Source organism: Fretibacterium sp. (assembly GCF_057312375.1).
In genome coordinates this window covers 1-20007 of sequence record NZ_DBHLDX010000009.1, presented here as the reverse complement: position 1 = coordinate 20007, position 20007 = coordinate 1, and the positions used below count along the sequence as shown (strand labels likewise).

General features: G+C 65.0%; 17 protein-coding genes. 12 read left to right on the top strand and 5 right to left on the bottom strand.

Going from position 1 to position 20007, the window contains the following annotated elements; translation table 11 throughout:
* Window positions 1-2 precede the first annotated feature (2 nt).
* The gene (locus tag ACO41U_RS02720; protein ID WP_485941388.1) at window positions 3-977 is read left to right on the top strand and encodes an L-threonylcarbamoyladenylate synthase; all 975 of its coding nucleotides are present in this window, start codon (window positions 3-5) and stop codon (window positions 975-977) included.
* A 199-nt stretch (window positions 978-1176) separates the two neighbouring features.
* Window positions 1177-2901 (top strand): SH3 domain-containing protein, encoded by a 1725-nt coding sequence (locus ACO41U_RS02715; protein WP_485941386.1) that lies wholly within the window; start codon window positions 1177-1179, stop codon window positions 2899-2901.
* Between the two features lie 113 nt (window positions 2902-3014).
* Here ACO41U_RS02715 and ACO41U_RS02710 read toward each other — a convergent pair whose 3' ends face one another.
* From ACO41U_RS02710 to greA, 5 genes are read right to left on the bottom strand one after another with little or no spacing between them, the layout of a single operon-like run.
* Window positions 3015-4046 carry an NAD-dependent epimerase/dehydratase family protein gene (locus tag ACO41U_RS02710; protein ID WP_485941384.1) on the bottom strand — a complete coding sequence of 344 codons (1032 nt, stop codon included), beginning with the start codon at window positions 4044-4046 and terminating at the stop codon, window positions 3015-3017.
* Between the two features lie 16 nt (window positions 4047-4062).
* Window positions 4063-5199 (bottom strand): hypothetical protein, encoded by a 1137-nt coding sequence (locus ACO41U_RS02705; RefSeq protein ID WP_485941382.1) that lies wholly within the window; start codon window positions 5197-5199, stop codon window positions 4063-4065.
* A complete protein-coding gene (locus tag ACO41U_RS02700) occupies window positions 5196-6173 on the bottom strand; it encodes a glycosyltransferase family 9 protein (RefSeq protein ID WP_485941380.1) in 978 nt (325 codons plus the stop codon). Before ACO41U_RS02700 ends, ACO41U_RS02705 begins: the two co-directional genes overlap by 4 nt.
* Window positions 6174-6179: 6 nt before the next feature.
* A complete protein-coding gene (locus ACO41U_RS02695; protein WP_485941378.1) occupies window positions 6180-7379 on the bottom strand; it encodes a glycosyltransferase in 1200 nt (399 codons plus the stop codon).
* Complete coding sequence (gene greA / locus ACO41U_RS02690; RefSeq protein ID WP_298779259.1) at window positions 7351-7881, bottom strand: transcription elongation factor GreA; 531 nt, start codon at window positions 7879-7881, stop codon at window positions 7351-7353. The genes ACO41U_RS02695 and greA overlap by 29 nt, the downstream gene beginning before the upstream one ends.
* A gap of 322 nt (window positions 7882-8203) precedes the next feature.
* Between greA and ACO41U_RS02685 the strand changes: the two genes are divergently transcribed.
* From ACO41U_RS02685 to ACO41U_RS02640, 10 genes are all read left to right on the top strand, one after another.
* Window positions 8204-8923, top strand: a complete 720-nt coding sequence (locus ACO41U_RS02685) for a Bax inhibitor-1/YccA family protein (RefSeq protein ID WP_298779257.1) — start codon at window positions 8204-8206, stop codon at window positions 8921-8923.
* A 308-nt stretch (window positions 8924-9231) separates the two neighbouring features.
* Entirely contained in the window at window positions 9232-10668 is a 1437-nt protein-coding gene (locus tag ACO41U_RS02680; protein ID WP_485941376.1) for a Na+/H+ antiporter NhaC family protein, read from the top strand.
* Between the two features lie 140 nt (window positions 10669-10808).
* Window positions 10809-12575: a ribonuclease J gene (locus ACO41U_RS02675; protein ID WP_485941375.1), complete on the top strand. Its 1767-nt coding sequence runs from the start codon at window positions 10809-10811 to the stop codon at window positions 12573-12575.
* A 75-nt stretch (window positions 12576-12650) separates the two neighbouring features.
* Window positions 12651-13463 carry an undecaprenyl-diphosphate phosphatase gene (locus ACO41U_RS02670; protein ID WP_298779250.1) on the top strand — a complete coding sequence of 271 codons (813 nt, stop codon included), beginning with the start codon at window positions 12651-12653 and terminating at the stop codon, window positions 13461-13463.
* Window positions 13464-13474: 11 nt separating this feature from the next.
* Window positions 13475-14155: a Maf family protein gene (locus ACO41U_RS02665; protein WP_298779247.1), complete on the top strand. Its 681-nt coding sequence runs from the start codon at window positions 13475-13477 to the stop codon at window positions 14153-14155.
* Between the two features lie 2 nt (window positions 14156-14157).
* Complete coding sequence (locus ACO41U_RS02660; RefSeq protein ID WP_485941374.1) at window positions 14158-16047, top strand: DUF5693 family protein; 1890 nt, start codon at window positions 14158-14160, stop codon at window positions 16045-16047.
* Window positions 16044-17045, top strand: coding sequence for a polysaccharide pyruvyl transferase CsaB (csaB, locus tag ACO41U_RS02655; protein WP_485941373.1), 1002 nt, complete (start codon window positions 16044-16046; stop codon window positions 17043-17045). Before ACO41U_RS02660 ends, csaB begins: the two co-directional genes overlap by 4 nt.
* 321 nt (window positions 17046-17366) lie before the next feature.
* Complete coding sequence (locus tag ACO41U_RS02650; protein ID WP_485941372.1) at window positions 17367-18446, top strand: hypothetical protein; 1080 nt, start codon at window positions 17367-17369, stop codon at window positions 18444-18446.
* A gap of 45 nt (window positions 18447-18491) precedes the next feature.
* Window positions 18492-19079, top strand: coding sequence for a glycerol-3-phosphate 1-O-acyltransferase PlsY (gene plsY, locus ACO41U_RS02645; protein WP_366123324.1), 588 nt, complete (start codon window positions 18492-18494; stop codon window positions 19077-19079).
* 147 nt (window positions 19080-19226) lie between these two features.
* Window positions 19227-19949, top strand: coding sequence for a M48 family metallopeptidase (locus tag ACO41U_RS02640; protein ID WP_485941371.1), 723 nt, complete (start codon window positions 19227-19229; stop codon window positions 19947-19949).
* Window positions 19950-20007: the final 58 nt, after the last annotated feature.

Here is a 20007-nt window from a genome sequence, read left to right as displayed (position 1 = left end):
GGATGAAGACGCTGAGGATTGAGGTGGACCCCTGGAACCCCAGCGGGGAGTTGATGGCCCGCGCGGCGGACGTGCTGAGGGAGGGAGGCCTGGTGGCCTTTCCGACGGAGACGGTCTATGGGCTTGGGGCGAACGCGCTGAACCCGGAGGCGGTGAAGGGGATTTATCGGGCCAAGGGGCGTCCCTCGGACAATCCTCTGATCCTCCACCTCTCTCGCGTGGAGCAGGCGGAGCCTCTCGTCCACGTAGACGAGAGGGCGCGGCGGTTGATGCGCGCCTTCTGGCCCGGCCCCCTGACGCTGGTGCTGAGGGCGCGGGACGTCGTTCCCCTGGAGGCACGGGGAGGGCTCTCGACGGTCGCCCTGCGAATGCCGAGCCATCCGGTAGCCTCCGCGCTGATCGACGCTGCGGGTTTTCCCCTGGCGGCACCGAGCGCCAACGTCAGCGGGCGCCCCAGCCCTACGGATGCGGAAACGGTGTGGGCGGACCTGCAGGGGAGAATCGAGATGATCCTTGACGGTGGCCTCGTTTCCGTCGGCATCGAGTCCACGGTGATCGACGTCAGCGAGGAGCTTCCGCTCCTTCTGCGGCCGGGAGGGATGCCGGCGGAGGAAATCGAGGACTTCCTGGGCGAGCCTCTGAGGCATCCGGACGGCCGGAGCAGCCGGCGCTCTCCGGGGACGCGGTATCGCCATTACGCCCCAACGATCCCGGTGAGGGTCTGGCATCCGGAGGCCCCCTTTGAAGCGACCGGAATGGAGCTGGAACGGTGGGGCTTCATGGGGCTTACCGTCCCCCCGGCGCACTTCGGGAGGGCTCTGCGCTTTGAGTCGGTCGAGAACTATGCGCGGGGGCTCTTTTCCGGATTTCGTGCCCTCGAAGCGGAGGGGCTGTTGGGGATCGTCGCGGAGTGGCCGCCCGCCGCGGGGGTGGGGCTGGGCCTGCGGGATCGGATCCGCCGCGCGGAACAGGCGTGACCGTTCGGGTAATAAAGCCCTTGCGCTTTCTTCGTTTTCGTTTAAAGTTTTGGCGGAACGCCGTCAGGGGGCCATGGTGAGCGGCTCAGCCGGAGGACGGGAGATCTCTGCCCTGGAGGAATGATTGATGCGTTGGACTATTTTTGCTCTATCCATTGGAGCGGCGGTTACATCCATTGTTCACGGAGTTTTTATACTTTTGAGTTCGCTGTCGGGCGTGCCCTCGACGGACGTTCTCCCCATCTGGCGGGCCTCCATGCCCCTCGCCTCCGTCGTCCCCGCGATGATTGGGGGCCTCCTGGCGTTCAACAGGAGCCGATGGGGTGCCGTCTTCTTCGCCTTGGGGACGGCCCTCTGCTCCTTTGCCCCCAGAGAGATATGGGCCTATGGCGGGATTTACCTCTTCTGTGCCCTTCTTTGCTTCTTCCTGCGTTCCAGTCCCGACCGATACGACTATGACTACGACTACGACGACGCCGAGGATTACGAAGGCGAGGACGAGGAAGCGGAAGACGAGGAGGACGAACGGGATTACGAAGCGGCTTTTGAGCGCAGCCGCCTCCGTGGAGCAAAGCATGAGGCGAAGCCCGCCGCCTCGATAGAGCCGACCGGAAAAGAGGGCCATAAGGTCAGGAGGCGGACCTCCAAGACCTGCCCCACCTGTGGAGCGACCGTGGCCATTGAGCACCGTTTCTGCCCCAACTGCGGGGCGAGCCTCCATATTCCGGTCCAGGTCCAGGAACATCGGGAGGAAACGGTCGTCCCAGAATCCGACCTGACGATGGAAGCGGAGCCCGTCGAGAAGGTTCAGGCTGTGTCGCCGTCCGAGGCGGCTGGGCCGGAAGAGCCTGATCTTGAGGCCGAACGCGCCGCACCGGAGGCCGATGCTCCACGCACAGCCGCCCGGCCGCTTGCCGTGGACAGGAGCGAAAGGGACGAATACGAGGACGAAGACGCTCTGTACGAGCGGGTAGAACCTCTCCCGCCCCACAAGGTGATCGTTCGCCCCATCCGGGAGGAGTCGGGCCTTCCGCGCCGCCCCATCGACCTCGACGTTGAGCCCGACGTCGCCTACCACGAGTTCTCGCAGTACGCGCGGCGCCGTAAGAGGCGCCGCAGCTCCGCCGGCCGACGGGTGCTGGGCTTCCTGCTGCTCATGTTCATCGTGGGTGGTACCCTGTGGTTCCTGCTGGGACTCCGGAAGCTTCCCCCGGACGACCTGCCCCCCCTTGTCCAGCCCAACCTCATCATCGAGAGCGAGAAAAAATCGGAGGACATCCCCGTGGTGCAGCCCGTCACCCCCGCTAGGGACCTGACGAGCATCCTGTCTTCCTTCTCTCCAGACCTCTCCCTGAAACGCGGCATCACGACGGGCACGGACGTGAACCTGAGGGAGGATCATTCGACCTCCTCCAAGTCCCTGACGCGCCTTTCGGTGAACACGGTCGTGTCCATAACGGGTACCTGGGAGGGGCAGGCGGGAAAGTTCAAGGGGACGTGGTACCGAATTCGTTCCAACGAGAGGGAGGGGTGGATCTTTGGCCGATACCTTCAGCCGCTGGGCGAACCGCTGCCCACGGGGTATGCCGCAGCCTTCATCATGGCCTTTGGCGGAGATCGCGCCGCCCTGACGCAAAAGCTGGGACAGCCCACCAAGAACACGGACGCCGTCATGGAGTGGGCCGGAGTGAGCGCCGGTTTTTCGGGCGATGAGGTCACGCATCTGAAGGTTTCGACAAAGCGCGACCTGCCCAATAAGCTGAGGGTCGGTATGTCGCAGGAGGCGCTCTTTAAGGCCATGGGGTACCCCACGTCCCTATCTCAGCGGCAGATTCAGTACCGAGAGGGAGGAAAGGCATCCCTGACCTTCCAATTGGGCAAGGACGGACTAGTACAGAGTATCGCGGTGGATACCGATCGATAGATACGCGTCAACGCGAACGAAAAGAGGGGGCTAGGCCCCCTCTTTTCGTATGTGCACGCTCCGATGCGGAGTCTGATTGATTGGCCGAAGGGCGGTGCGCTGCCCGTTAGCCGTTAATCGGACGTCTGGGCGGCAAGCGCCCTCAGGCCGTCCTCGAGGAACTGGAGAGGACGATACCCAAGGATGCGGGCGGCTCGTTCGATGGAGGCCGAGGAGTGGCGGATGTCGCCCTCCCGTGCCGGCTCGTGGACCGGCTGGACGGTGCGGTCGGGCGCGAAGTTGGCAGCGATGAGCGACAGGAGCTCGTTCAGGGTGACGCTTTTCCCGCAGGCGACGTTGAACACGCCGCCTGTTGCGTCCGGGGCATCGGTCAGGGCTGCCAGCAGGTTGGCCAGGACCACGTTGTAGACGGGGCAGAAGTCCCGCGTCGCCGTCCCGTCCCCGTAGAGGACGGGAGATTCGCCCTTTCGGACAGCATCGATCCAGCGCGGGATGACGGGGGCGTAGGCCCCTTCGGGGTCCTGCCTTGGCCCGAAGACGTTGAAATAGCGAAGGCCGATGCAGTCAACGTGATAGAGGCGGGTCCACAGGTTGGCGTAAAGCTCGTTTACGGCCTTGGTCAGCGCGTAAGGGGAAAGGCAGGCCCCCGTTTCCGCTTCGATCTGGGGGAGGCGTTGAGCGTCCCCGTAGACGGCGCTGGATGAGGCGTAGACCACCCGGCGCGCGCCTCCCTTTCGCGCGGCCTCAAGGACGTTGACGAAACCCTCGGCGTTGACGCGGCTGAACCGCGCTGGGGCCTCTATGGAGCCCGGCACGGACGCCAGGGCCGCGTGGTGGAGGACGAAGTCGGCCCCCTCGGCCGCCTCCAGACACTGTTCGGGGTCGGTGATGGTTCCCTCGATAAAGCGAAGGCGGGCGCCAGAGTCAGGGCCGGCCGCCTCGACGGCGAGCTCAAGGTTTTGCTGACGCCCCGCGCTGAGGTCGTCCAATGCGGTGACCCTCTGTCCCATGGAGAGCAGGGCCTCCACAAGGTGTGAACCGATAAAACCAGCCGCCCCCGTGACCAACCAGCAGTGCTCTTTCCCCTGGAGCGCGGGGAACATCGGGTGAAGCGTTCGATACTGCGACATCGGCTTCTCGCTCAATGACGCCATCTCCTTTTCATCTGTTGTCCTTCCCGGTCGCCACGTCCAGCATCGCGACGTTCCACGTCCCGCTGAGGGACAAGGCGGAGTAGTAGATGCGGCGCCGTCCGTTGCCCAGGGGCACCAGCGAGGAGCGGTAAACCCTCTTTCCCTCAAAGTGGTACGCGGGAGTGAAGGGTTTCCCTTCGACCTTCCATGAAAGCCCGTCGCCGCTTCCGAGGAAGAGCTCTGCTTCGTAGCCGCGTTCGGCCGCCGTCGTCAGGAGGATGCGGAGGACCCCCTTGTCATCGGCCACGTCGAGGTGCCATGGGGCGTTCAGGGGGAACGGCGCGCTGACCGCGGTGCGCACCGGATCGCCCCAATGGCGCCCGTCGGGCCCTGAGCGCCGAACGATGAAGCGCTCTCCGCCCTCGCAGTCCACCGTCCAGAGCGCGTACTCCCCGTTCAGGAAAAGCGCGCTTGGCGAGAGAAACTTACGGTCCAGCCCCGTGGGGCGCCTTTCCTCCAAGACCGCCTCGGGCGGCGTCCAGTGGACCCCGTCACGGGAGGTCATCAACAGGATTCGATTCTCCGTTTCCGAGCTGAAGACCGCCGTCCAGCGATAATAGTACAGCAGCTCGCCGTCCTTCGCCAGGAGGAGCGAGGGGTCCGAGTGGAACTCCGCGCGGGCTCCGTTCCGTGGCCTGAGCGGGACGCGGGCCAGGGGAGGGTGCAGCCCTTCCGGGACCGTCCACTGGATGCCGTCGTAGGAAACGCAGAACTCCGGGTTCTCGTGGTAGTCGGTCCCAAGGGGATAGGGCGTCATGGCCATGAGCCACGTCCAGCCTCCGGCCCCCCAGCCCTGGGGGACGTGGAGGACGTCGGGATGCGTGGCCTCGCCGGACCCGTCGGAGGTCGGCAGGTTCAGGAGGATGGGGGAGTGATCCGGAACGGCCCCGTTCAGGCGAGCGAAGGGAGAGCGGAAGGCCCGTTGAGGATTCCGCTCCATGACCCACGACCGAAGCGCCGGAACGCAGAGGCCCACGCGGCGCAGGCCCTTCTCTGCCTCGCGGACGAGGCCGTAGAGCATCTGTCCCGGACTTTTCCCCTTAAGGCTCAGGGCCAGCAGGACGAGCGCCGGCAGCGCGCAGAGCGCCGTCACGGTCAGCCTCATCGGATCGAGAGCTCCTCCCGCATCCTTTGGAACGCGGCAAGGGCCTGCTGCGGCCCGATGTCCGCGAGGCAATCCTTGGGGCAGTCGTAGTTGCGGCAGCCGGCGAGAGGGCAGGTGACGCGGACCTCCCGAAACCAGGGCATACGGAAGCCCATCTCCCAGGCGTCGGTGACGCCGAAGAAGCCTAGCGTCGGCGTCCCGACGAGGGCGGCCAGGTGGAGGGGGCCCGTGTCGTTGCCGACGGCGGCGGTGCAGGACTGCGCCAGGGCCGCCATGAGGGAGAAGTCCGCCCTTCCCACGAGGTTCAACACGAGGGGGCTTGCGAGCGCTCCGGCGATCTCCTGAGCCGTCCGCATCTCCCTCTCGCCGTGGCCGTTCAGGACGACGCCCCACCCCTGGCCGACGAGGGGACGAAGGAAGTCGATCCAGTGAGGGATGGGCCAGAACTTCTGGGGCTTGCTGGCGCCGATGATGCAGAGGAGGCGCCGCGGGGGCAGGGGCTTCAGCATGGCCTGCGCCTGAGCCCTGTCGTTTTCCGTCGTGAAGATGGCCGGTTCGAGGCGGCTGGTGAAGTCCACGCCCAGCGCGTCCAGGTACTCCCAGTGCGTCGTGGTGTAGGCGAACTGAAGTCCGCTGTTGTACCCCAGCCGGATGGGGGCCTTGCTGAGGAGGGCGGTGAGGGCGGCGGCGGCGCCTCGGTGCTGGCTGACCAGCCACTGGTATCGGCCGCGTATCCGGCGGATGACGGAGAAAAAGCTCCAGGGGCGCTTGAGGTCCCAGAAGAGGAGGTCGTCGATGTACGGCTGCCCGCCGAGGATGCCGCCGTATTCCTTCTGCGTAAGGAACGTCAGCCGCGTTCCGGGAAAGGCCTTCTTGAAGGCCCGCGCGCCGGCGGCGCACTGCAGCACGTCCCCGAAGGCGCTGAAGCGAATCCACAACACCCTGTCCCCGTCCTTTGGACGAACGATGCTCATGTTGCCCTACCTCTCTCCGCTCTTTTGCAATTTGCCGTCGCCCTGCGCCGCCTCGAGGATGAGGTCGCGCCACAGAGCGGCGGACCTGGCCACGGAAAAGCGTTCGGCGGCCTGGATCAGGTCCGCGTGAGGCAGGGGATCGAGGAGCGCGTCCCGCATCGCGCGCGCAAGCGCCGAAACGTCGCCCACGGGGACCAGACGTCCCCAGCGGCCGCCCTCCAGGACCTCCCGCGGTCCGCTTCGACAATCCGTGGCGACGACGTTGGTTCCGCATGCCATGGCCTCCGCCAGGACGCTGCCGAACCCCTCGCAACGGGAGGAAAGCACCAGCGCAGAAGCCCGCGCCATCCATGCGTAGGGATTCGTCTGATGCCCCGCAAAGCACACGCAGTCCTCCAGGCCGAGCGTCGCGGTCAACGCCTCAAGGCGTCCCCTCTCTGGACCCTCTCCAAGGAGGACGAGGCGCGCTGCGAGGCCGGCCTCCTCCCGGAAGATTTGGAAGGCCCGCAGCAGATCGTCGTAGGCCTTCAGGGCCACCAGACGGCCCACGGCCAGCAGCACGGGGACCTCCTCTCCTAGCCACGGGTGGTCCACCGGAGCCTTCGCCTGTTCCGGCATGGAGGGGTCCACGATAGGGTTGTAGATGACGCGTGCCTTCTCGGCGGGGACGATGCCAAGGGCCGTCAGGTCCTCCGCGACGCCCTGCGACACGCAGACGACGTAACGGGCCTTACGATAGAGCGATCGGGCGCGGAGCCTCCGCCGCAGGCGGGAGAGCGCCGATCCGCCCGCTATGCGCTGACTGAGCGTGCTGTGCTCCGAGGCGACGAGGGAGAAGGAGAAGCCCCACAGCGCCTTTGCCCACGCGGCCAGCAGGTTGGTCATGTGTCCGAAGGAGAGGACGACGTCCGGCCGAGCCGCCCTCAGGGCTCGGCCCAGTTTGGAGGTAGGGAGGAGCAGGGCAAGGGGCTGGCTGGTGCAGCCGAGTTCATGAACCTCGATGTGTTGCGGAAGGAGGCTGCGAAGGGCCCCACCCCGACGGAGGACGAGGCAGGTGGGGCGGACTCCCAGGTCGGAAAGCCCTTTGGCGAGGTTCACCGCGACGCGCTGAAGCCCGCCGATCTCCAGGTCGGGGCAGAGGAGGAGGACCCTGGGAAATGCCGCTCGTTCTGGAACGTCAGCTTCTTTTTGCCTTGACGCCGCCACGGTCGATGCTCGTGATCTTCAATCGGCGTGTGCCGCGGGGGATCTTGACGTGGACCTCGTCGCCGATGGCGTGTCCGAGGATCGCCTGGCCGACGGGGCTCTTCTGGGAGATGCGCTGAACCGCTGAAGCGCTTTCCTTGTTGGAACTGGAGAGCTCCTCGGAGCCCACCAGGGTGTAGGTATAGTCCTTCTTCGAGTCGAGGTCCCGAAGCGAAACCGTCAGGCCGATGCCCACCCGATTCGTGTCCAGGTTGGCCTCGTCGACGACGTTGACCTTGGAGAGCATCACCTCCAGCTCCATGATGCGCCCCTCGACCCTGCTCTGCTCGTCCTTGGCTGCGGCGTACTCCGCGTTCTCGCTGAGGTCGCCGAAGGCGCGGGCCTCCTCAAGCTGACGGGCGACCTCCAGCCGACGGACCGTCCGAAGGTTCGTCAACTCGGCCGTCATGCTCTCAAAACCGCTCCGCGTCACCACCGATTGATTGTCGTTCTTCCTGCTCACCACTTGAAGCCTCCTGAAAAGCTCTGTCTTCACGATCCGGTCCAGTTCCGCCGAAATCATTGGCTGGGGCGTATTTTAACATATTTTTGCCCTTCCTGGCGACGGGCCTTGAGCGCGCGCAGGGCGGGGATGGACGTTTTGGATCGCCCCCTTGTCGCGCTCCGCCCTTTGCCCCATGGCGTTCGGCTCCATGGTTTGATAGAATAAACTCAGCGTAAGGAGCGCGTGGGGCTCTGTCCCCCGCCTTCGTGGCCTGGGGGATATTCAAACGTCCTTGGGTCACCGGCTTTAAAACGTCGAATTTTTAAAAGGGGAGATTGCAATGTCGCAGGAGTTTACCAGGGGTCTTTCCTACTCGGTCGCAGACTCGCGCGTCGACCTGGTCAACGCACTTTTCCGTCGCGTCTATCAGTGGATGGCGATCGGGCTGATCCTGACGGCCGTCACCGCCTACGGGGTCGCGTCCAACGGGACCCTGATGAGGATGTTCTACGGCTCGGCGATGCCGCTCTTCGTCGTCGCCATCGCCACGGTGGGCCTTGTGTTTGCGTTGAGTTCGGGGATCCGGCGCATCTCAGCCGGAGCCGCCTCGGCCCTGTTCGTGATCTACAGCGTGTTGAACGGCCTGCTCTGTTCGGGAGTGCTCCTGCTCTACGCGCAGGAGTCCGTGTACTCCGCCTTCTTCTCCACGGCAGGGATGTTCGCCGTCATGAGCGTCTACGGGCTTTACACCCGGCGCGACCTGACGTCGCTCGGCAGCTTTCTGTACATGGGGCTCATCGGGCTCATCATCTCCGGCCTCGTCAACCTGTTTGTCCGGTCCACCATGGTGGAGTTCGTGACCAGCATCGTCGGCGTCGTCGTCTTTCTTGGGTTGACCGCCTATGACACGCAGACGATCCGCCGGATGGGGGATGAGATCGAGGACGGAGAGGACGGCGTGACGATCCGCAAGGCGGCCGTTCTGGGCGCCCTTTCGCTCTACCTCGACTTCATCAACATCTTCCTCTACCTCCTGCGCCTCTTTGGAAAGCGCCGCTGACGGTCGGCCGATATCCTTGGCAAGAAACTGATCTTTAGGTTAAAATAAGCAGGGAGTCCCCGTCGCGGCGAGACGGGGACTCCCTGCTTTATGAGGGCAGGTGACTTTTCGGCCGTTTGATGCCGCCTTTGTTGCCATCAGTGGCTGAAGTGATGGAGCGGGCGCCGAGGGTGCAGGTATAATTCAGGGGCGCCGTAGGGCTGACAGGGCCAAAATGACGCCTACTCCGCCGCAGCTTTCAGCGAGCATGGAACTTTATCCCCCGCCAAGCAGGGGGCATTTCGGTAAAACCTTGAGGAGGGAACAGCATGAGTGACAGAAAGCTGGAGTTCTACGGTGGAGGATGGATGGCGTTTTTACCGTTTGTGATCTTTCTCTCTCTGATCCTTTTGACGACGTTCTTCTGGGGGTCCATCTCCGATGGGGCCCTCTGGGTTCCGGCGTTTCTGGCGTTGATCGTCACCTTCTTTTTCTCCAAGGATAAGGCACATTACGCGGATGTGGTTATCTCCGGCATCGCCAGCAAGGAGGCGATCACGCCGGTGATCTGCTGGCTGTGGGCGGGCGTGTTCTCCCGGTTGCTGCGCGTTTCCGGACTTGCGGCGGCCATTGCCGGCTACGCCGCAGGGCTTGGCGTAGGGAGCACGGCGTTCCTCATCATCACTTTCCTGGCGTCCTGCCTGTTTGCCACGGCGAGCGGTACCGGCTTTGGCACCATCGCGGCGGCCATGGGGGTCCTGTACCCGGCGGGCGTCGAGTTGGGGTGCCATCCCGCCCTGCTGGCCGGGCTCATCATATCGGGTGCCGCCTTCGGCGACAACCTGGCCCCCGTTTCGGACACCACCATCTGCTCCGCCACCTCTCAGGGGGTGGATGTGCCCGGCGTCGTTCGCTCCCGGTTCAAGTACTCCTTCGTCGCAGCCTGCATTACCATCGCGATAGCCGTCTTTCTCGCTACGAAACTGGACACGGCGGCCTCCGCGGTCAGCACGGATTTCTCCTATGACCCCAGGGCCTTCTGGATGCTTGTGGCGGTGCTTCTGACGCTTGTTCTGGCCATGAAGACGGGGGATATCATCATCGCAACGACGATAGGCATTGTGGCCGCTGCGGTGATTGGCGTTGCCGCCGGCCAGTTCGATCTCCTGCAGGTCGACGCCGCCAATCCTGCGAAAACTGCCCTGATCGCGGTTCACGGTGAGGGGCTGGACCGGACGGTGGATGGCATCTTCTACATGGGCCTGGCCAGCATGCTTCAGGTCTGTATCCTGGCGCTGCTCCTCTTTGGCTCCATCGCCATCATGCGCGCCGGCGGTGGGGACAAGAAACTCCTGAACGCCCTTGGCGCGGTGGCCTCCACCGCCTGTGGTGCGGAGGTCGTGATCTCCCTGATGGTCATTATCCTGTCGGCGGTGATGGGGCTGAACGCCCCTGCCATCCTGGCGGTTGGCGCTTCCTTCGCTAAACCGCTGTCGGAGAAGTACGGCTTCACGGGGTATCGGGCGGCTAACCTGCTGGATGCACAGTCCAACACGCTCGTTTACTCCATGCCTTGGACCCCTGCCGTGATCTACACCATCAGCTTTGCGGCGGGGACGAAGGCTCCCCTGGCGGCCATTCAGGTTACGCCGTTCGTCGTTTACGGCTACGTGCTCATGTTCGTGATGTTTGCCTCGATTTTCCTGGGGATTGGCCGGGACGATGGTCGTGAGATACTGAAGAAGAAGGGCCCGCAGGGGGAGTGATTGAAGTTACGGGGGGCGGATGTGCCGGCGTCGGCCCCTGCTCGTGTCCGAACGGGACAATGTGTGGAGAACGCAGATCCGCCTGGAAGCGGCGGATAATTATCGATACATAAATAAATTTACGGAGGCAATGCGCATTCATGGCAGAGAAAACTGCAAGGCCGCGTCGAAGGCCCAAGGCATCCGGCGTCGGGAAGGGCAAGGAGCACCTGAGCTTCATCCCCCTGGGAGGGCTCGGCGAGATTGGAAAGAACATGTACGTGGTGGAGTACGGGGACGACATGATCGTCATCGACAGCGGGCTGATGTTCCCCGACCAGGAGCTTCCCGGCATCGACTACATCGTGCCCGACATCTCCTACCTCGAGGCCAATCGCGAGAAGGTCCTGGCCATCCTCATCACCCATGGGCACGAGGATCACACGGGAGGACTTCCCTACGTCCTGCCGCGGCTGAACGTCCCGCTCTACGGCACCAGGCTGACGCTAGGGTTGATCAAGAACAAGCTGCAGGAGGACCTGCCCAACTTCCGGCCGAAATTCAACGAGGTCAAGGCAGGCGATGTCGTCCAGATCGGTCCCTTCAAGATTCGCTTCATCGCCGTTGCGCACTCCATCCCGGACGGCGTGGCCCTGTCCATCGAAACGCCGCTGGGCCGCATCGTCCACACGGGGGACTTCAAGCTGGACTCTACCCCCATCGACGGGCGCATAACGGACTACGGCGCGTTCGCCGAGGAGGGGGACAAGGGGGTGCTCCTCCTGACGTCGGATTCCACGAACGCTGAGCGCAAGGGATTCACCCCCTCCGAACGCATCATCAGCGGCACCCTGGACCAGCTCTACCGCAATTACAGGTCGCGGCGTATCATCATCTCCTCCTTCGCCAGCAACGTCCACCGTGTTCAGCAGGTTGTGGACGTCGCCATGCGTTTCAACCGCAAGATCGCCTTCCTGGGCCGCAGCATGGTCCGCAACGTGGAGCTGGCCCGGGAGCTGGGATACCTCAAGCTGGACCAGAAGATGATCGTCCCCGTCGAGGACATCGGCAGGGTGCCGGACAACCAGCTGGTCATCATGACGACGGGCAGCCAGGGGGAGCCCTTCTCCGGCCTCGTGATGATGAGCCGCGGGGAACACCGCATGGTCACCCTCGGAAGCCACGATGCCGTGTTCCTCTTGGCGTCCGTCATACCGGGCAACGAGAAGCTGGTCAACAACACGATCAACCGCCTGTTCGCGCTGGGATGCGAGGTGGTCTACGAGCCGGGCAGGCAGACTCACGTTTCCGGCCACGCCTCCTCGGAGGAGCTGAAGATCGTCCTGAACCTGGTGCGCCCCAGCTATTTCGTTCCGGTCCACGGGGAATACCGCCATCTGGTGCGCCACTCCCAGCTGGCGCAGGAGGTGGGGGTCCCCCCCCGGAACGTCTTCATCATGGCGAACGGCGACGTGCTCACCTTCACGAAGGGAGTCCAGCCGAAGCTGAAGGGGCACGTGCAGTCCGGCGCCGTCCTGATCGACGGAAATGCGGTGGGCGGGATGAAGAGCGACGTCGTGCGGGAGCGCCGGGACCTGGCCGAGGACGGCGTGATGGTGGTCGCTGCGACCCTCGGCGAAAAGGGGGCGCTGGCGGCCCCCCTGGCGATCGAAACGCAGGGCGTCTTCATCTCCGACGACCACAAGCGGGTGTTCGAGGAAGTCCGGGCCGCCGCCGAACGCGGCATCAAGGAGCTTGCGGGCAGTCGCTCCGTCGATCGTGAGGCCGTCGCGAAGGTCATCCGCAGCCGGGTCCGCGACGTCCTGCGGCGCCGAAACTACTCCTACGCCGTAGTCCTGCCCGTCATCTCCGTGATCGGAGAGGCCCGTGGCGTGGACGATACCTGGATGGAGAAGGACTTTTTCTAAGGGAATGCAGCGCGCCCGGTTGGCGGGCGGTTCGGCGGATTCTTTCCCCGGTTTGACGTTTGAGGTGATGCAGCGGTGGCTTTTAACGTGGAAACCCTTGTATTGGGCGCCGTGCAGGGGCTCTGTGAGTTCCTGCCCATCAGCAGTTCCGGGCACCTCGCCCTGTTTCAGATGTTCTTTGGCCTTGACCAGGGAGGGCTCCTGTCCTTCGACGTCCTCCTGCACTGCGCCACCATGTTGGCCGTCCTCGTCTTCTTTTGGAAGGACGTCACAACGATCGCCGGGCAGTGGCTGCGGGGGCTCCTCTTCAGCTCGGAACGGGACCGGGAGGGGTGGAGGATGGGCTGGTTCATCCTGCTGTCCTCGGCAGTTACCGCCCTGGTGGGGCTGCCGCTCAAGGGGACGGTGGAACGGGCCATGACCTCGCCCCTTGCCGTGGGCGGCGGGCTGCTCCTGACCGGGACGATCCTCGCCCTGACGCCCCTCTTCGCGGACCGGCAGGGGAAGCTTAGCGCTGCTGCGGCCGTCGTCGTCGGCCTGGCTCAGGGCGCGGCCGTCCTGCCGGGGATATCCCGCTCCGGCGCGACGATCGCGGCGGGGCTTTTGATGGGGCTTGCCGTCGGCGAGGCCTTTCGGTTCTCCTTCCTGATCTCCATCCCCGCGGTCTTGGGGGCGACGCTCCTGGAGCTCCTGAATATCCATCGCGCCGGGACAGTCGCCGCGCTTCCGGAGGGCTGGGCCTGGGCGGCCGCGGTGGCCTTTGTCCTGGGATGGCTCTCGCTTCGCCTCCTGCGCTGCCTGGTCTTGTCCGGGCGGTGGGCGTATTTCGGGTTTTACTGCCTGCTGGTCGGGTCGGCCGCCATCCTCGTGGCCCTGGACCTCTTTTAGGGATGGGCTTTATGACGGAGCGACCTGTTGCCGTGCCTCAGAGCGAGGGACCCCTGCGCGTGCGGCTGGCTTCCAGCAGCCCCCGCCGTCGGGCCCTGTTGACCGACCTCGGATGGGACCTTGAGGTCCTTTCGCCGGACGTGGACGAGTCCCGCCGCCCGGGAGAAGGACCGGCGGAACTCTGTGAGCGCCTTGCCCGCCTCAAGGCCACGGCCTGCGCTGCGGACGACGACCTCCCCGTCGTCGCTGCGGACACCGTCGTCGCAATCGACGGTCTGGTGCTGGGCAAGCCGGCGGATCGCCACGGGGCCTGCGCGATGCTTCGAAGGCTTCAGGGACGGACCCACGAGGTGATGACCGGGCTTGCCGTCTTCTGGCGAGGACGGCTTCTCTCCTGCGTGGAGCGGACCTCCGTCACCTTTCGCCCCCTGAGTGAGGAGGCCGTCTGTGCCTATGCCGCCTCGGGCGAAGGTGACGACAAAGCGGGGGCCTACGCGATACAGGGGCTTGGGGGGCTTTTAGTCTCCGGGATTCGGGGGGACTACTTCAACGTCGTGGGGCTTCCCCTCTGTCGCCTTGGGCAGATGATGGAGTCCCTCGGCTTTTGTCTGAACGGGATGCTTGTGGGGTCCCGGTCCGACGTTTGCGTGGAAAAACGCTCTCCGGTTTCCGAGGGCGAAGTGGAGGTTTGAACATGTTTCGTCGTTGTTTCTTGTGGTTGACGCTCCTGCTTGCTGCGGCTTGTGCCCTCCCCGGCCTGCTGCCGCGATGGCGCGCCGAGAGCGCGAACCGGACGGTGGCGATCGTCACCGATTTTCGGTCGATCCTGCCCCTGGCGCGCAGCGCGGGGCTCTCGACCTCCGAGGCCCTGAGCCGGCTTAAGGGGAAAGGGTTGAGCGGGCTCATGGTGAGTGAGCTGACGGGAGAGGACCTGGAGAACGGGATCGGCCCGGCGGTGATGCTGAGCCTGAGGAAAGGCGCTGGGGAGGGGCAGGGGACGCTGCTCTCCATCATGCCGGAGAGCCCGCACGCCGAACGCCTGTCGCAATGGCTGCGCATCCGCCTTATGGCGTCGGCTGACGCGCTCTCCGCGGGGCCGGTGACCCTGCCGATCCCCGTTAACATGATGAAAAACGTCGGCGTCATCCCGGACGTCGAGGGACTCGAGGCGGCAAAGGCGGCAGAGCTCCCCGTCTTTTATCGCCCCGCTCAGACGCTCGGCTGGCTCGTGGCGAACGCGGCGGACGCACTTCGGGCGACGGCGGACGCCTATCCCATCGCCGCCTTTGCCCCGGCAGGTGAGATCGTCCCCGGCTACCCCGACGTCAGCGCCATTGCCTCCGTTTCCCGTGGGCGCGGGATTCCCGTCGCCTCCGTTGAGTTCTCCCGCCAGGTCGGGGCTGGCGCGCTCGACGCCGCGGCCTTTCCCCTCCTCCTACCCCTGCACAGCGTCACCAACGAGGAGCTGATGGCACGCAACATCACAAGCCGGGCGCTGCGCGAGCGGTTCCTTCGCGCCGCCGTGGAGCGGAGCGTCCGCCTGCTGGTGGTGCGCCCTTCCCCCCAGAACATGGGGACCTCCACCTTCGACGACGTGGTCCGGGAGGTCGCCGCACTCGCCGACGCTCTGATCTCCCATGGCTTCACCATGGGTTGGCCCCGCCCGGCGTTCGAGGGCGGATGGGAGGCCACGGCTCCCTGGCCTGCGGTCGCCCTGGCGGCCCTCCTGCTCCTGATGTCCTGGCGCCTCGCAGCCCGCATGAGCGCCTGCGCGTCGGGGCCGGTGGGGCTGCGCGCCGCGTCGCTCTTTGCCGCCTCGACCGCGATCCTGGCCCTCCTGCTGTTCAAGTTCCCTGCGGCGGCCCGCCTGGCCGGGGCCCTCGCCGCCCCCCTCGTCGTGACGGAGGCCGCTCTGACCGCGCTGGACTTCCAGGGACGCCTGCCTCTGTGGCAGAGGATTGTCGAGGCCTTCGGGATCGCTGTTGTGGGCGGATTGGTCCTGGCCGCCCTCTTCAGCGTCCCGTCCTACATGCTGCGGCTCAAGACCTTCTCCGGAGTGAAGCTGACGCTCCTCCTGCCGCCGCTTTTGGTGTTGCTCCACGACCTCAAAAACCGCGTTCACCCGGAATCCCTGACGGCCCTCCTCCGTCGCCCACCGCTGTGGGGAGAGCTCCTGCTCGGCGGGGTACTGTTGGTCGGTCTGGCCATCATGCTGTTCCGAAGCGACAACGTCCGGTTCATCCCCGGCTTTGAGGCCAGGGTGCGGGAATTTCTTGAGCGCCTGCTCGTCGCACGGCCCCGAAGTAAGGAAGTCTTCCTCGGATACCCTTGTCTGTTGCTCCTGGCCTTCCTCGTCAAACGAGGGCTGTGGGCGCACTATCGAGAGGTCCTGCGCATCGGTGTGGTCCTGGGCTTCTCGTCCGTAGTGAACAGCTTCTGCCATTTTCACACGCCCATCCTGTTCATCCTCCTGAGGGAGTTCAACGGGCTCTGGACCGGGCTGCTCGTTGGGGCGCTCCTCGTGGCGGCCGTTCGCTGGCTCCTGCTGCCCCTTCTGAGGACGATGCGCCCGCTGATGGAATGAGCCGTCGCTATCGCGTTGCCCTGGCCGGCTATTACGGCTTCGGCAACCTGGGGGACGAGCTCCTGCTGCGAGCCTCGTTGGAGGCGCTTGATCGCTGTGGCGTCAGGCGCGATCGGGTTGTGGTGCTGTCCAGCGCCCCGAAGGAAACCTCTTGCGTCCTCGGCGCGGACTCCGTGGACCGTTGGAGCTTTTCTGCCGTGCGAGGGGCCCTGCGGTCCAGCGATACGTTACTTTTGGGGGGCGGAGGGCTCTTTCAGGACAGCACGAGCCTACACTCCTGCCTCTGGTATTGGGGGCTGGTCCGCCTGGCGCGCCTGTGTGGGGCGCGCCCCTGGGCCCTGGGGCAGTCGATCGGTCCTTTGAAACGACGCACGGCGCGATGGCTGACCCGGACGGCGCTGAACTCCTGCGCGGTGCTTCAGCTTCGGGACGGCCCCTCCATGGAGTGGGCACGGCGTCTTGGGGTTCCGGCGATGCCGGGGGCGGACCTGGCCCTGACGCTTGAGATGCCACGGGACGCGGCCCCTGTGGAGAGAGGGAGACTCCTCGTAAACCTGAGGCCCGTCGCGGGGCCTGAGCGGTTCGTCGAGCTTGCCGCGTCGTGCGTCGACGCCTTTGACGGCGAGCGGGTGGGCGTTGCCATGTCGCCCGAGGACTACGAGCTTTTGGAAGGGGCGAGGCGGACGGGGCGGCTGCGGATCGAGCGCACGGTCCTCGTGAAGAGCGCGTCGGACGTCGCGTCCCTCTGGAGCCCGGCAACGGGAGCCGTCGGGATGCGCCTGCACTTCGCCGTCCTGTCGGCGATCTACGGGACGCCGCTGGCCCTCCTCTCCTACGACCCCAAGACGGCGGCCTTTGCGGAGTGGGTGGGACTCCCCGGAGGGGGAAGCCCTGCGGAGGGGGCCTTGAAGCTGGTCCGCCCGCGCCTGCCGATCACCCCTGAAAGGGTTCGCGAGGACGTGGCCGCCCTTTGCCGGGCGGCGCTCTCCGAGGCATGATAGGACGTCCCCGCTTTCCCAGGCTCAAATTCAAATTTTCAAACGGATAGGCGCCGGAACGCGCATCCGTGCTTTTCATTAGGAGGTCCCTGCGTTATACTTAAGGAAACGCTGATGAAATCGTTTTGCCCGTCCCCGCAGGGGGAGCCGGTCAACTGCACCGCGATTCAGTGAGGCATTGCATTTTAGCGGGCCGCCCCCGAAGGGGGGCAACAGGCGGTCGCCGCCTTGCGAGCCCCATGTAAATTTTGCGATAGATGAAATGGCTCGTGCGCATGGAAGCTACAGCGGCGTGCAACTCGTTCTCTGGCGGTGATTGTATTGGACAAACGTCGTATTGATGAGCTGGGCATCCGTTATGTTGAGAAGTTCTCCCTCTATGAGGAGTACGCCTCACGCATACGCAATCTGGTTCAGGACCTTATCGAGGGAGAGGGGGTGGAATTTCAGGCGATCGAGGGATGGGCGCAGAAGCCGGACGAGATGCTTAGAGCCCTGAACTCGCTGGACGAAGACAGCCTCTCAGGGGTGGACTTGGTGACGGTCCGGGTGCTTTTGCGCTTCCCGGAGGACGTTCAGCAGATCGAAGAGGTCGTCCGCTCGGAGTTTGACGTCGATATGGGGCGTTCCATCCCGTCGAGCGGGTTGGAGGACCCCTTCCGCTTCGGCTATCCCGCGGTGGTCTACACGCTTTCGCTCTCGGAAACGCGCTCCACGCTCCGCGAGTGGGCGAAGTACAGGGGCCTCAGCTTCCGGCTTGAGTTGAGGACGATGCTCCAGGACGCCTGGGCCGCCATCGCACCCAGGGTGGACCTGAACGTCAGCACGGTTTCCGAGAAGAAGCTGAAGCGCAAGCTGGTGCGCCTGGCGGCGCTTTTGGAGGAGGCCGATGAGGGCTTCCTGGCCCTTCGCGCGCAGGTCGGCGACGAGGCGCTCCTCGTGCCGCCCTCGCCGCAGGCCCGGCGGCGGCCTCAGGAGCCGCTTGTCGCCGAGCGCACCTTTACGGACGATGAGCTGTACAATTACTTCAAGGAGGACCCCGGCCTGCTGGGCACGTGGAACGCCATCGCGCTCAAGGCAGGGTTCCCGCCCTTCGTTCCGGATTCGGACTACCTGAAGGAGAGCTTCGGCTGCCTCTGCCGGATCTTCCGCGCTGCGGGGATCGACACGATCTCCGACGTTCGGGAGTTCCTACGGGAGATGGCGGAGGACGACCGGGGGCTGAGGCAACTTCAGGGCGTGCGCATGGACGTCCGGCGCAAGGACGTTTCGTGGCGCATGGACCCCTTCTCCGCCCTCTTCCTGCTGGTCCTGAACTCCCGGTGGGACGTCCTGAAGGACAAGGACCTCGTGAAGCTGGGGATCAAGCGCGGCAACGATCGCATTTTAGGCATCGACTGACTTCGCCTGCCGTTTTTGCGGAGGGGGGAATGGGATTTGCAGGTTGTGCTGCTTTGGATGCTCATCTCGTATTTGATCGGCTCTCTGCCCACGGGCTACCTCGTCGTGCGCCTCACTCGCGGAATCGACATTCGGACGGTGGGGTCGGGTTCCATCGGGGCGACGAACGTTCGCCGCGCCCTGGGGCAGGGATGGGCGGTCTTCGTCACGATCGTGGACATGTCCAAGGGGGCACTGGCGCTCCTGCTGGCGGCTCACGCCGGAACGACCTCCCACGAGCTCGTCGCGCTCTCCGCCTTCGCGGCGGTGGTGGGGCACAACTACCCGATATGGCTTAAGTTTCACGGCGGAAAGGGCGTCGCGACCACCTACGGCACCATGTTCTTCGTCTGGCCCTACAACTCCTTCGCCATCGTCCTGATGTGCGGCGCAATATGGTATGGCGTCATGTCCTGCACCCGCTACGTTTCCCTGGCCTCCATGCTGTCCCTTCTGATGCTGCCCGCCTTCTTCTGGATGCTGGGGGCCCCGTGGCAGTTTCAGCTCCTGGCCCTGGCCTTGGCGCTCCTCTCGATCTTCCGTCATCGCTCCAACATCTCCCGCCTGCTGCAGGGGAAGGAAAACCGCGTTTAGACGGGGGCAACGACCTTTGACTCGAAACGCTGTTCCGACCGGCCTTGACGAGGCCGTTTCGGTTGCGCCTGCTGTGCGGCAGCCATGGAAACGGTGAGGTGCTTTCTCGACCCCGTGCGGGGAGGTCGGGAAAGCACTGTTTGTTTCATGGCGGACCTGAGCGGCGGGCGGGGAGGGAGTTTCTCCGGGACGCTGCACCGCACCTCCCGCAGGAGGACGGTCCGCCTGATCGTGGACGAGCGTGGCCTCACCGTCCTCGTCCCGCGTCTTTTCCGACCCGAGAGGGACCTGGAGGGCCTTTTGGAGCGAAACCTGGATTGGATCCTTCAGGGGTTGAGCCGGGCCTCTCTGCGCCCTCGCGACGCGGGGCGAGCCCCCATTGCTCTGCCGGGGGTGGTGCGCCTCCCGGCCCTCTCCGAGGAGTGGCGGGTTGAGGTTGCGGAGGCGGCGCGCGCGTCGGCGTTCGAGGGGATCATCCCTCTGCCTTCGGGCCTCAGCCGGGCGGAGGCACTGCGGGCCCTGAGGGATTGGGTGCGCCTTCGCGCAAGGCAGATGCTGCCGCCCATGCTGCTGGAGCTGGCGGCGGAGCAGGGACTGACCGTGGCCCGTGTCGCTGTGAAGGAGATGCGCAGCCGCTGGGGCAGCTGTTCGGCGCGCCATAACGTCAACCTCAACTCCAGGCTCCTCTTTTTGTCACCCGACCTCGTGAGGCACGTCATGCTGCACGAGCTGTGCCATATGGCGGAGATGAACCACAGTCCGGCCTTCTACGCCAGGCTTCGAGCCATGGACCCCGAAACGGACCGCCACCGACAGGAACTGCGCTCCGCGTGGTGCTGCCTGCCCCCCTGGGCCTCCGAACCGCTGTAGTCGCTAAGGAAGCGCTGATTAATCTTCAAAAGTTGTTGAAAGCAATCAAGGAGCATCA

Excerpts from the sequence above, each read along its gene's own strand:
- ACO41U_RS02720 (WP_485941388.1), top strand. The coding sequence starts at position 3 with ATGAAGACGCTGAGGATTGAGGTGGACCCCTGGAACCCCAGCGGGGAG.
- ACO41U_RS02705 (WP_485941382.1), bottom strand. The coding sequence starts at position 5,199 with ATGAGGCTGACCGTGACGGCGCTCTGCGCGCTGCCGGCGCTCGTCCTG.
- ACO41U_RS02700 (WP_485941380.1), bottom strand. The coding sequence starts at position 6,173 with ATGAGCATCGTTCGTCCAAAGGACGGGGACAGGGTGTTGTGGATTCGC.
- ACO41U_RS02685 (WP_298779257.1), top strand. The coding sequence starts at position 8,204 with ATGTCGCAGGAGTTTACCAGGGGTCTTTCCTACTCGGTCGCAGACTCG.
- ACO41U_RS02680 (WP_485941376.1), top strand. The coding sequence starts at position 9,232 with ATGAGTGACAGAAAGCTGGAGTTCTACGGTGGAGGATGGATGGCGTTT.
- ACO41U_RS02675 (WP_485941375.1), top strand. The coding sequence starts at position 10,809 with ATGGCAGAGAAAACTGCAAGGCCGCGTCGAAGGCCCAAGGCATCCGGC.
- ACO41U_RS02665 (WP_298779247.1), top strand. The coding sequence starts at position 13,475 with ATGACGGAGCGACCTGTTGCCGTGCCTCAGAGCGAGGGACCCCTGCGC.
- ACO41U_RS02660 (WP_485941374.1), top strand. The coding sequence starts at position 14,158 with ATGTTTCGTCGTTGTTTCTTGTGGTTGACGCTCCTGCTTGCTGCGGCT.
- csaB (WP_485941373.1), top strand. The coding sequence starts at position 16,044 with ATGAGCCGTCGCTATCGCGTTGCCCTGGCCGGCTATTACGGCTTCGGC.
- ACO41U_RS02640 (WP_485941371.1), top strand. The coding sequence starts at position 19,227 with ATGGCGGACCTGAGCGGCGGGCGGGGAGGGAGTTTCTCCGGGACGCTG.